The following is an 11397-nucleotide window of genomic DNA, read 5'->3' on the forward strand; positions in this document are numbered from 1 at the left end:
ATCCCCGCCCCAGCCCCTGCAAAAAGACGTCGATTTTTTCGTTATCCGGGCGCGAGGAAGCGCTCTCTCTTGACGGCGACCGTCTTATTTGTAAACACTTCTAAATTATTGCTGTCCTCTTCCCCCGGAGGCGTCATCCCCATGCGCAAAGCCAGATTCATGCTCGCCGCGGCAGTCGTCGCGGTGACCCTCACGGGCGGGCTGTTCGCCGCCTCCCGCAATGACCAGGCGGATGCCGCTGTTGGCGCCCTGACCTGGTCCGATGAGTTCAACGGAGCCGCCGGGTCCCCGGTCGACGGCGCAAAGTGGAAGTTCGACATCGGTGGCGGCGGCTTCGGCAACAACGAGCTGCAGTACTACACCAACTCGACGAACAACGTGCGCCAGGACGGTGCCGGTCACCTAGCGATCACCGCGCGCAAGGAGAACCCGGCGAACTACCAGTGTCACTACGGCACCTGTCAGTACACCTCAGGCCGGATCCTGACCGCCGACAAGTTCTCGCAGACGTACGGCCGCTTCGAGGCCAGCATCAAGATCCCCAAGGGTCAGGGCATCTGGCCGGCGTTCTGGATGCTGGGCGGCAACAACTGGCCCAGCACCGGCGAGATCGACATCATGGAGAACGTCGGCAAGGAGCCGAACACGGTCTACGGCACGGTGCACGGCCCGGGCTACTCCGGCGCCGGCGGCATCGGCGGCAACAAGGTCAACGGCGCACCGCTGGGCGATGCCTTCCACACCTACGCCGTGGAGTGGTCGCCCAACCTGATCAAGTGGTTCCTCGACGGTCAGCAGTACTTCAGCGTCGACCCCTCGAAGATCAACGGCAACCAGTGGGTGTACGACCACAACTTCTTCATGATCCTCAACGTCGCCGTGGGCGGCTACTGGCCGGGTAACCCGGACGGCAGCACCTCGTTCCCGCAGACCATGCTCGTGGACTGGGTCCGCGTCAACGCCTGGAACAACGACGGCGGCACCACCCCGCCGCCCTCGACCAGCGGCAACGCCCTCAAGTCGAACTTCAGCAACCGCTGCATCGACATCCCGAACGCCAACGCGACCGACGGCGTACGCGTGCAGATGTGGGACTGCAACGGCTCCGGCGCGCAGAAGTGGTCGTTCAACAGCGACGGCACCCTGTCGGCGCTCGGCAAGTGCTTCGACCCGGCCGGCGGTGCGCTGACCAACGGCACCCCGATCCAGATCGTCTCGTGCAATGGCAACCCGGTGCAGCGGTGGACCCTGTCGGGCGCCGGTGACCTGGTGAACATCTCGGCCAACAAGTGCGTGGACATCAAGGACTGGAACGCCAACAACGGTGCCCAGCTCCAGTTGTGGGACTGTGGCGGCACCAGCAACCAGAAGTGGACCAAGGCCTGATCCAGGCCAGCACCTGAAACAGCCGGTCACCGCGAGGTGGCCGGCTGTTTCGCGTCCACAACCCCGATGCGCGGTACGACCTCGACCTGGCCGCCTACGGCATCGACACCTGTGATCCGGACGGTTCGTGGCGGCCCAAGCAGGCTTGTGCGGTTCGCCAGCCGCTATGCCGCCGAGAACTTGTCGCCGTAGACGCGCCAGCTCAGCGGCCCGTTCAAGTCCAGGTTGCTGGCCCGCAGGAACATCCGCTGCGCGCTTTCCACCCGGCTGACGTCGCTGTGGGCTTCCTCGGTGCGCATCTCGGCCACCCGGGCGTCGAGGAACGCGGTCAGCCACCCCGTCTCGTCGCCGCCCTGCTTCGGGGTCTTGGCCACCCGCATCGCCGCCGCGCGGATGCTGCGCAGCCCGGACACGCCGTGCATCACGGCCGCGTCGTAGTAGGCGAACTGGCCCAGCGCTCGCAGCCCGTCCGTGCTGGCCATCGTGACGGCCGGGTCGAAGTACATCTGGTCCCGTTCGTCCTCCTGCACCTTCTGGAAGACCGGGTCGATCGCGGCCGCCTTCCACGCGGCGGGGAAGCTGGGGTCCAGACCCGCGTGAGAGTCAGACCCGTCGACGGTACGGAGGGCAGGCAGGTATTTCGCCAACCGGTTCTCCGGCTTGCGGCGCGTGTACTCGGTCACCACGGCCAGCATGTCCGAGGTGCCCGAGCAAAAGCCGATGATGCCGGCCGTGTAGCCGCGCCCGTCGCCGATGTCCTCGATGTAACCGAACTGCCCGCGCCAGTTGAGCGTGGAGTTCTCCGCGCTGGAGACCAGCTCGAACGCCAGCTCCTTCTTGCGCGGATCCCGCAGACCGGTGGCCGTGCCCGGCACCGCGGTCGGGGCGCTTGTCACGGTGGTCGCCGGGGCTGCCGGGCCTGGTCCGTACACGAAAATCTCCGACAGCGCGAACCCGGACGCCCAGGCTCGTTGGGTCGCCAGGACCCGCAAGTAGCGACCGGTACCGGTGAGCTTCTTGACGTCGTCGGCCCCGCCGTCACCGGTGGTCGTGGCGTAGAGGTCGGTCCAGGTCGCGGCGTCGGCGGAGGTCTGGATCCGGTATCCCCGCGCGTACGCCGAATCCCACAGCAGCCGCACCCGGGTGACCTTCTGGCTGCGACCCAGGTCCACGCGCAGCCACTGCGTCGTGGGCACCGCACCGCTGCGCCACCGGGTCACCGAGTTGCCGTCGACCGCCAGCGCCGCCCCCGTGGTGGCGCCCTGCACGCTGGACGCGACGACCGGGCGGTTCCGGGAGAGCAGCAGGTCGGGAGCCGCGTCCGCAGTCACGGTGAGAACCAGCGGCACCGTGCAGACGGCGGCGAGGCCGAACCCCAGCGCGATTACTTTGGCCCGCATACCAACCGAAGGTAGGCGGGCGCGCTCAGCGACGCCTGCGGTTCCGCGAAATCAGCACGAAGGCCAGGACGATCCCGCCGACCACCAGCAGGCAGCACACGCCGCCGAAGATCGGGAGGAATCCGAAGCCGCCGCGCCGGCGCCGGTATTTCGCGGCCTCGACGGCCACGGTGTCCACACCCTTGCTGGCGGCCCACGCATGAGCGGGCACCACCAGGGCAAACACGGCACCGGTGAGCACCGCGACGGCCCGTCCCCAGAATTTCATCACAGCAGACATGTAATCCAGTCTGGCCGAGGGTGGCAAGGTGCCCCCGGCAGGGTATGCATGGCACGGAAACTTGAAATAGGGGGCGAAATTGCACGCTGAGCTGACGGCGCTGGCCGAGGCGCACGGAGTGGCGACCTGGTACGAGGACTGGCACCGCGAGCGCAAGGATGTGTCGGACGAGTCGGTGATCGGGGTGCTCAAGCTGCTCGGCGTCGACGCGAGCAGCCCGCAGGCCATCACGCAGGAGCTGACCGCGATCCGCACCGCCAAGGAGCAGAACCGGCTGCCCGGCACGGTTGTCCGCAAGGCCGGCAAGGGCGCGGGCCCGGAACTGGCCGAGCCCGGCGTGCTGACCCTTGAGGACGGCACGGAGCGCGAGATCACCAGCATCCCGGCGGACCTGCCGCTGGGCTGGCACCGGCTACGGACGGGTGAGCAGGACATCACCGTGGTGGTGGTGCCCGAGGAACTACCCGAGCCGCCCGAGTCGTGGGGCTGGATGCTGCAGCTGTACTCGTTGCACTCGGCCGCGTCGTGGGGCATGGGCGACCTCGGTGACCTGCGCACGTTCGTCGAGAACAGCCACGGTGCCGGGCTGGTGCTGCTGAACCCGTTGCACGCGATCACGCCGACGCTGCCCGTACCGTCCTCGCCCTATTCGCCGTCGAGCCGCCGCTTCGCGAACCCGCTGTACCTGCGGGTGGCCGACACCGACGCCTACCGCCGCGCCGACCCGGCGTTGCGCGAGCAGGTGGACGCGCTCAAGCCCGCGCCCACCAAGGACGGACTCCTCGACTACAGCGCGGTGTGGCAGGCCAAGCGGGCGGCGCTGGAGTTGCTGTGGCCGCTGGCCGGCGAGGTGGACCTGGACGCCGACCCTGGGCTTACCGACTTCGCCACGTTCTGTGTGCTCGCCGAGCAGCACGGCGCCAACTGGCAGCAGTGGCCCGAGGAGCTGCGCCGCCCGGACACCCCGGCGGTGGCCAAGGCGCGTTCCGGTGATCGCGTGTCGTTCCACGTGTGGTTGCAGCAGTTGCTCAACCAGCAGCTCGACGCGGCCAACGAGGTGGCCCGCGAGCAGGGCATGCCGGTAGGCGTGGTGCACGACCTCGCGGTGGGCATCGACCCGAGCGGCGCCGACGGCTGGCTGCTGCAGGACGTGCTGGCCGCCGGGGTGCACGCGGGCGCGCCGCCGGACGCGTTCAACCAGCTCGGCCAGGACTGGGGGCTCGCCGCGTGGCGTCCCGACCAGCTCATCGAGACCGGGTACGCGGCCTACCGCGACATGCTGCGGCGCATCTTCCGGCACGCCGGTGGGCTGCGGGTGGACCACGTCGCCGGGCTGTGGCGGTTGTGGTGGGTGCCGCCGGGCATGGGACCGGCCGAGGGTACGTACGTGCACTACGACCCGGACGCGATGCTCGGCATCCTGGCCCTCGAAGCCCACCGGGCGGGTGCGGTGGTGATCGGTGAGGACCTCGGCACCGTGCTGCCTGTGGTAACCGAGACGCTGGAACGAATGAACATGCTGGGCTCGGCCGTGCTCTGGTTCACCCGCGACTACGAGGACGACCCGGACGAGGGTTACCTGCCGGCCGCCCGGTATCCGCGCAACGCGCTGGCCACCATCTCCACCCACGACCTGCCGACCGCAGCGGGTTTCCTGGTCGGTGAGCAGGTGCGGGTGCGCGCCGAGCTGGGCCAGCTAGCCGGGCCGGTGGAGGACGAGCGGGCGTACGCCGACAAGGACCGGGCCCAGCTGCTTGCCCGGCTCACCGAGGACGGCCTGATCACCGCGGACAGCACGCCCGAGCAGATCGTGACCGCGATGCACGCCTTCCTCGCCCGCACGCCGTCGCGGCTGGTCACCGCCTCGCTGTACGACGTGCTGGGTGAGCTCGATCAGCCCAACCTGCCGGGGACGACCGACGAGTACCCGAACTGGCGGATGCCGCTGAAAACCACCCTCGAGGACATCGTGGCTGACCCCCGGCTGGCCCGGGTTGCCGAAGTTCTGCAGGCCCGTGAAGGTTTCCCGGCCGCTGTGCCGGGAAGCTGATAGGTGTTCCTCCACTCCACCGGAAAGGAGCCGATCATGGGCTTCATGGACCAGGCCAAGGACTTTGCCGACAAGCACGACGAGCAGGTCGACCAGGGCCTCGAGAAGGCCGGTGACCAGGTCGATCAGCGGACCGGCAACAAGTACTCGGACCAGATCGACAAGGGTGTCGACGCGGCGCAGGCGCACACCGGCGACGGCGACACGAACGGCTGACACCTCAGCACGCCTGATTTCAGCGCGCTGAGTTCAGATAGCCAAGGGCTCGGGGCCCGGGTCGTCGTCCACCGCAAACAACATGGGGTGCACGGCGAGCCGGGTGTCGCGTTCTCGGCAGCGGGCCGGCGGGAGCAGCGATGAGTGGTGCTCCGGGTGCTCGGCGCAGTGCCGCAGTGCCCGGGTGATTGCGTCCGTGTGGTGCCTTCCTCCGCCGTACTCGCCACAGCCCGCACAGTCCCAGCGCCAGTAGGCCGGGCCGTCCTCGGATTCGTACCTGCGGATCTTGAGAGGCGGCCCGGCCCGGTGCTGGGCGGCGGCCAGGATGGCCGGCATGTCCCCGGTGGCCGGCGGCTCGAACGAGCGCCTCGGCGCGGACACCAGTGCGCTGGTTGCCGTGACTGTCACCTTGTACACCTCCGCGATCATCGAATCTGCGGCTCAGTGTGAACCGGTCAGCAGGGCGCTGACCGGCACTTTCGCCCCCAGTTCACCCGCAGCGGTGCCTGAGCTGGTCATCGCTTCCCGGCGCCGGTCAACCCGGTGTTACCGTGGTCGATCGGCGGTGCTCGGAGGTGGCTCAGTGGTGTTCACCCACTCGGCGTTCCTCTACGAGAGTGACGCCGACTACGCGACTACCCTCGTGCCGTTCATCCGCGAGGCTCTTGAAGGCGACAACGCCGTGGCGGTGGCCGCGCCGCCGGACCGGATCCGAGTGCTGCGCGAGGCCCTCGACGGCGATGCGCGCACGATCCGCTTCCTGCCCGCCGACGAGTGGTACGTCCGCCCGGTGCGCACCATCGCCGGCTGGGCCCACCTGCTCAAGGCGGCAGCGGCGAGCCGCCGTTCCGGTGCCCACCTGGTCGGTCACATCCCGTTCCAGGGCGAGCCGACGCCGTGGGTACGCTTCGAGGCGGCCCTGAACCGCTCCCTCAGTTCGCTGTCCGGACACCTGCTGTGTCCGTACGATCGGCGCAGCCTGCCCTCGCCGTTGATCCTGGCCGCGAGTCGCACGCACCCGCGACTGCACGACGGCGCCTGGCGTGACAGCGACGGCTATGAACAGCCCGAACACGTGCTGACCGAGCTGCCCGAACCGCCGTGGCCGGTCAGCGGCCGGCCGGCGCTGAGCACCACGATCACCGATTCCGTCGCCGAACTGCGCGCCGAGGTCCGCGATCGGGCCCGCGCCGAGAGCTGGCTGCCCCCGGACCGCGTGGAAACCCTGGTGCTGGCGCTCAGTGAGCTCGCCACCAACGGCATCCGGCACGGCGGCGAGCATCGTGAGCTGCGGCTGTGGGTCACCTCCGACGCGGTGATCGGCGAGGTCACCGACGACGGCGCCCAGGCCCCGGCCCCACTTGCCGGTTACCTCCCACCGGCTCCGGGCGTGTCGGGCGGCATGGGCCTGTGGCTGGTGCAGCAACGTGCGACGCGATGGCCATCCAGCAGAGCAACGGCCTGACCCGTGCCCGGTTCGCGCTGCGCCGCACGTTCAGCGAGACTTCACCATCCCCAGAGTGGAGGGGCTGACCCCGGGAAACACCCCGGAGACGTCGGTGACGCCGCAGCGCGCCTTGAGGATCTCGCCGATGACCGCGCGGTAGTCGGTGGTCACCGCCAGGTCGCCATCGACCAGATCACCGGCGGACAGCCCGGGCCAGCGGCCGTATACCTTGCCGCCCCTGACGCCGCCGCCGAGGACCAGCATCGCGTTGCCGTAGCCGTGGTCCAGGCCGCCGGAACCGTTCTGCTGCACGCGGCGGCCGAACTCGCTGATCGTGACCAGGGTGACCCGGCCCAGCCCGGCCGGCCCGAGATCGGCGGCGAACGCTGCCAGCGCGGCGGCGAGCGCGGCGAGGTGGTCGTACATCTTCTGTCCGGGTCCTGCGGCACCCAGATTCTCGTGCATGTCCCAGTCGCCGGAGTCGACGCAGGCGCTCATCAGGCCCACGTTCGCCTTGATCAGCCGGGCCACGTCCTTGAGCGCCTTGCCCAGCTCGGAATCCGGGTAGGTCGCGCCATTGGCCGGGGTGTAGCCCGCCGCCTTCAACTTCGCGGTGGTGGCCAGCGCCGACGTGGTCATCGCCGCGGTCCGGGCGAGCGCGTCGGGAGCCCCCGAGTACAGCGACGCCATCGCCGCCGCCATGCCCTGCTCCCCCGACAGCGAGAACGAGTCGATCGAGCTCAGCCCGAGGTCGGGCACCGGACCGGCCAGCACCCGCGCAGGCATCGCACTGCCCACCGATACCGCGCCGAACGCCTCATCCGAGCCCAGGCCGCCCATCATCCGGTCCAGCCAGCCGGTGCGCACGCTCGTGCCCGGCGCCGCGCGTTCCAGCTCCTCCATCGCCGAGAAATGCGAACGGTTCGGGGCCGGTTGCCCCACTGCCTGGATCGCGCCCAGAGAACCGTTTTTCCAGTACGGCAAAAGCGCCGCCAACCCCGGATTGAGCCCGAAGAATGAGTCCCCGCCGAGCAGCTTCGCCTTGGCCACCGCAATATCCGGGCGAGCCGCGTAGTACCCGGCGTCCCCGGCCGGCACCACGGCGGACAGCCCGTCGAAGCCACCGCGCAATGACAGCAGCACGAACACATCGCCGCTGTAGCCGGGCGACGCGAACGCCAACTGGGTGGCCAACTGGTCGCCGATCAGCCCGGCGAACGCCCCCGCCCCGGCCGCGGCCAGCAGCTTGCGCCGGCTGACCGGGCAGCCGCAAACGTCGGTCATCGTCACGGTCACCTCAGGGCCTGGTAGGGGCTGTTGAGCAGCATCGCGGGCAGGTACGGGAACGCCCAGCCGGCCACGGCGTCGCTGGCCTTGAGCGGGCTGGCGAGCGTCTTGCCGTAGAACGTGGCCAGCGCCGTGGCGTGCTCGGGGGCCAAGGTGCGACCGACCAGGCGGGTGGCTACGGCGTCGATGAGGGCGCCGTACGTGGGGGGCAGGGTGTTTCCGGCGTACGCGGCCAGGGGTTGTGCCGGGCGCAGCAGCGAGTTGGGCCACCAGCCCGCGGCGATGTTGAGGTGCGCGTTCCAGCGGATGACCTGCCCGGACGGCGAGGCCCAGGCGCTGGCCACGTCCGGATAGCCGTTCGGCGGGGCCCAGGCCATCGGTGCTTGCCCGGCTTCCTCGGTGATCCAGTACAGCGCCTTCAACGCCTGGGTGCCCGTCTTCTCCGGGGCGTGGCCGAGCGTGCGGACGGTGGCGACGATGTCCTCGTACGGCGTGCGCGTCTTCTGCCCGATCGAAGCGCTGAACTCAGCGGAGGTGAAGAGCGCGCGCAGCACCGGGGCGATGGCGCTCTTGTTGTCCAGGTACACCTTGGTGAGCTTGGTGACCAGCGAGGCGGGCGGGTCGTCGGACACGAACCGCACGCACAGCTTGGTGGCGATCCGCTTGGCCGTGGCCGGGTGCATCGCCAGGTAGTCGAGCAGGGCCATCGCCGCGGTCTGCCCACCGCTGGCGCTGGCGTTCGCGTGGCGGAACCCGAGCACCGTGACCGCGCCGGTGGCGTGCTGGCCGGCGTCGTACCGGTACACCCCGCTCTTCCAGTCCACGCTCAACCCGGTCAGCAGCCGGGCCGCGTTCTTGACGTCGGCTTCGCTGTAGCCCAGCCCCACGGTGTGCAGTTCCAGCAGCTCCCGGCCGTAGTTCTCGTTCGGGGCGGCGCGGGTGGAGAACCGATTGTCCAGGTACGTCAGCATCGCCGGGTGCCGCGCGCTCACCTTGAGCATGTCGGCAAACCGGCCCAGCGCGTACGCCCGGATCACCGTGCGGTCATAGTCGGGGCGGCTGTCCCACACGTCGCCCGAGGGGCAGGTGACGTTGAGGTGGTTGGACCAGAAGTCGACCATCACCTCATAGAGCTGACGCTCGCTCCACACCGCGCGGGCCACGGCGGCGCAGCCGAGCTCGAACATCGCGTCCCAGGAGTACTGCTTGGTTTTGGCGCGCACCCCGGCCACCGTCTGCCCGCTCAGCGGGAGCCGCTTGAGCAGGGCGTCGGCGGTGGCGTCCGGGATGCTGGCCGGCTTGAGCTGACGGTCCAGCCATCCTTTGGCACCGAGGCGGCGGATCTCGGCGACGGTTGCGGGAGTGGGGCCGTACGTCGCGCGGCGCAGCAGGTGCAGCAACGGGTCGGCCGGCAGGAACTCCGTGGCTGCTGTCACATCCTCCAGTCGTCGGCAGCCGGAAAGGTTTTCTAAGCTCTTCTGCTGTGGCACAACGACGGCGCACCGAACGACGAACCGAGGTAGTAGCCAGCGGGGTGGCCGAACTGGTGCCCGACCCGGACCGGACCACCGGCTGGACGTTGCTGCTCGACGGCGCCCCGCAGTCGCATGTCGACCTCGGCGACCCCACGTACCTGGAGTTCGAGTACGTGCGCCGCATCGCCACGGCCATCGACCTGGCCGCGCCCGCCGGGACGCCACTGCGGGTGCTGCATCTGGGCGGTGGCGCGCTGACGGTGCCCAGATATGTGGCGGCCACGCGGCCCGGGTCGCCGCAGCGGGTGGTGGAGATCGACGGACCCTTGGTCGAGCTGGTGCGGTCAGCGCTGCCGTGGGATGCCAAGGCCAAGATCCGGGTACGGGTGGGCGACGCGCGCGAGGCCGTCACCGGCATGCGCGAAGCGGGCTACGACATCGTGGTCGTCGACGTGTTCGCCGGTGCGCAAACTCCCCCGCACCTGGCCTCGGCGGAATTCGTGCGCGAGGTGGCCCGGGTGCTCGCCCCGACCGGGTGGATGCTCGCCAACGTGGCCGATGGACCGCCTCTGTCGTACGCGCGGACCCAGGTCGCCACGATCCGCTCGGTGCTTCCGCAAGCCGCCCTGGTCGCCGACGCAGCAGTGCTGCGCGGTCGCCGGTTCGGCAACCTGGTCGTCGTGGCAGGCCGCACCCCGCTGCCGATCGTAGACTTACGACGCCGCGCCGCCGGCGACTGGTTCCCCGGCCGGGTGGAAGATGACCTCGATCGGTTCACCGGTGGGCGCCCCGCCGCCACCGATCTTGATGCCGTCGCGTCCCCTCTGCCACCCGAAGGCCTGTTCAGCAGCCGGTCGTAGGTGCGATTTGGCTCTCCGGCGGTTGTCACCCGTACGAGTAACGGATCTAATCGACGGTATGGCCGACGCGAACCCCCAGGACGTCTTCGGACCCTTGGCCGACGGCGAGCGTTCCCTGTGGCGCGGGCGCTGCGCCGTCGCCGAGTACGCCTTTGATCAGGCGGCCTCGCTGCCGCGCTGGACGCTGCCCGAGACCACCGAGATCCTGGTCACCAACCACCGGATCCTCTATGCGCACCTGTCCGGCGACGATCCCGCCACCACCCGGGTAACCTCCGGCGAGCTGCGCTGGCGCTATCCCCAGCACATCCGCGTCCAGCCCGGCCAGATCGCCAACGGCCGGTTCGTGTCGGCCACGCAGCTGCAGCTGGTGTGCCCCGGGGCGGACGGTTCGTACCCGGCCCTGGTGTTCGCCGGTGGTGAGCTCGCCGAGGTGAGCGACGCCGACAAGCTGGCCAACGTGATCCGCCACGCCATTGCTCGTTTCCGCGTGGACCACGCCGGCGAGCTGGGCCTCCCTGTCGAGAAGGCCCGCGAACTGGCGAAAATGCTGATCGGCCCCGAGTTCCACAACCGCCCCGGCGGCGAGGGCCAAACGGTCTCCCTGATCGGCGCGGTCGAGGTGCCCCGCCAGCAGGCCCCGGACGAAGATGAGGACGACCACGACACCTCGTTCCGCATCCCCGGCTACCGCCCCGGCCGAGCCGCCGACGAAGCACGGGCCCTGCAGGCCGCCGCGGCCGAAGAGGCGGCCCACGTCTCCCACCCCGACCTGGCCACCCGCGCAGCCACCGTGGCCGCCCGCATCGCGGAGCTGGTAGCCGGCCACCCCGACCCGGTGGAGGTCTCGGTCACCGACCAACGAGCCATCTCGGCCACGCCGACGGGCCCCATCCTGGACGGCGACGTGCTCGACGGCGAAGAGGTGGAAGCAACAACCGAGCCCGGCCCGGTGCTCTACGGCGGTTCCCTGACCGACCACCCCACCTTCAAGAT

11 protein-coding genes are annotated in these 11397 nt (G+C 69.8%); 6 read left to right on the forward strand and 5 right to left on the reverse strand.

Annotated elements, in window-relative coordinates:
* Positions 1 to 141: 141 nt before the first annotated feature.
* The gene (locus TFC3_RS27885) at positions 142 to 1386 is read left to right on the forward strand and encodes a glycoside hydrolase family 16 protein (protein WP_067508067.1); all 1245 of its coding nucleotides are present in this window, start codon (positions 142 to 144) and stop codon (positions 1384 to 1386) included.
* Between the two features lie 164 nt (positions 1387 to 1550).
* On the opposite strand, the gene TFC3_RS40230 is transcribed toward TFC3_RS27885, so the two are convergent.
* Together TFC3_RS40230 and TFC3_RS27895 are read right to left on the reverse strand one after the other, a co-directional pair.
* Positions 1551 to 2786 (reverse strand): chitosanase, encoded by a 1236-nt coding sequence (locus TFC3_RS40230; protein ID WP_067508069.1) that lies wholly within the window; start codon positions 2784 to 2786, stop codon positions 1551 to 1553.
* A gap of 25 nt (positions 2787 to 2811) precedes the next feature.
* Positions 2812 to 3066: a hypothetical protein gene (locus TFC3_RS27895; protein ID WP_067508071.1), complete on the reverse strand. Its 255-nt coding sequence runs from the start codon at positions 3064 to 3066 to the stop codon at positions 2812 to 2814.
* A gap of 79 nt (positions 3067 to 3145) precedes the next feature.
* Here TFC3_RS27895 and malQ point away from each other — a divergent pair, with 79 nt between their 5' ends.
* Together malQ and TFC3_RS27905 are read left to right on the forward strand one after the other, a co-directional pair.
* Positions 3146 to 5116 (forward strand): 4-alpha-glucanotransferase, encoded by a 1971-nt coding sequence (malQ, locus tag TFC3_RS27900; protein WP_067508073.1) that lies wholly within the window; start codon positions 3146 to 3148, stop codon positions 5114 to 5116.
* 33 nt (positions 5117 to 5149) lie between these two features.
* On the forward strand, positions 5150 to 5332 hold the full coding sequence (locus TFC3_RS27905) for an antitoxin (RefSeq protein ID WP_153040593.1): 183 nt from the start codon (positions 5150 to 5152) through the stop codon (positions 5330 to 5332).
* A gap of 33 nt (positions 5333 to 5365) precedes the next feature.
* On the opposite strand, the gene TFC3_RS27910 is transcribed toward TFC3_RS27905, so the two are convergent.
* Positions 5366 to 5740, reverse strand: a complete 375-nt coding sequence (locus TFC3_RS27910) for a hypothetical protein (protein ID WP_236718490.1) — start codon at positions 5738 to 5740, stop codon at positions 5366 to 5368.
* A 175-nt stretch (positions 5741 to 5915) separates the two neighbouring features.
* Here TFC3_RS27910 and TFC3_RS27915 point away from each other — a divergent pair, with 175 nt between their 5' ends.
* Entirely contained in the window at positions 5916 to 6797 is an 882-nt protein-coding gene (locus TFC3_RS27915) for a sensor histidine kinase (protein WP_067508077.1), read from the forward strand.
* A 30-nt stretch (positions 6798 to 6827) separates the two neighbouring features.
* Here the strand turns inward: TFC3_RS27915 and TFC3_RS27920 are convergent, their stop codons facing one another.
* Positions 6828 to 8063 carry a DUF1501 domain-containing protein gene (locus TFC3_RS27920; protein ID WP_067509743.1) on the reverse strand — a complete coding sequence of 412 codons (1236 nt, stop codon included), beginning with the start codon at positions 8061 to 8063 and terminating at the stop codon, positions 6828 to 6830.
* An 8-nt stretch (positions 8064 to 8071) separates the two neighbouring features.
* Positions 8072 to 9502, reverse strand: a complete 1431-nt coding sequence (locus TFC3_RS27925) for a DUF1800 domain-containing protein (RefSeq protein ID WP_236718491.1) — start codon at positions 9500 to 9502, stop codon at positions 8072 to 8074.
* 47 nt (positions 9503 to 9549) lie between these two features.
* Between TFC3_RS27925 and TFC3_RS27930 the strand changes: the two genes are divergently transcribed.
* Positions 9550 to 10401 (forward strand): spermidine synthase, encoded by an 852-nt coding sequence (locus TFC3_RS27930; protein WP_067508079.1) that lies wholly within the window; start codon positions 9550 to 9552, stop codon positions 10399 to 10401.
* 58 nt (positions 10402 to 10459) lie between these two features.
* A partial coding sequence (locus tag TFC3_RS27935; RefSeq protein ID WP_067508081.1) for a hypothetical protein occupies positions 10460 to 11397 on the forward strand: 938 nt, incomplete at its 3' end.

Origin of the sequence: Actinoplanes sp. TFC3 (assembly GCF_001553785.1) — a bacterium.
In the GTDB taxonomy this organism is placed as follows: domain Bacteria; phylum Actinomycetota; class Actinomycetes; order Mycobacteriales; family Micromonosporaceae; genus Actinoplanes.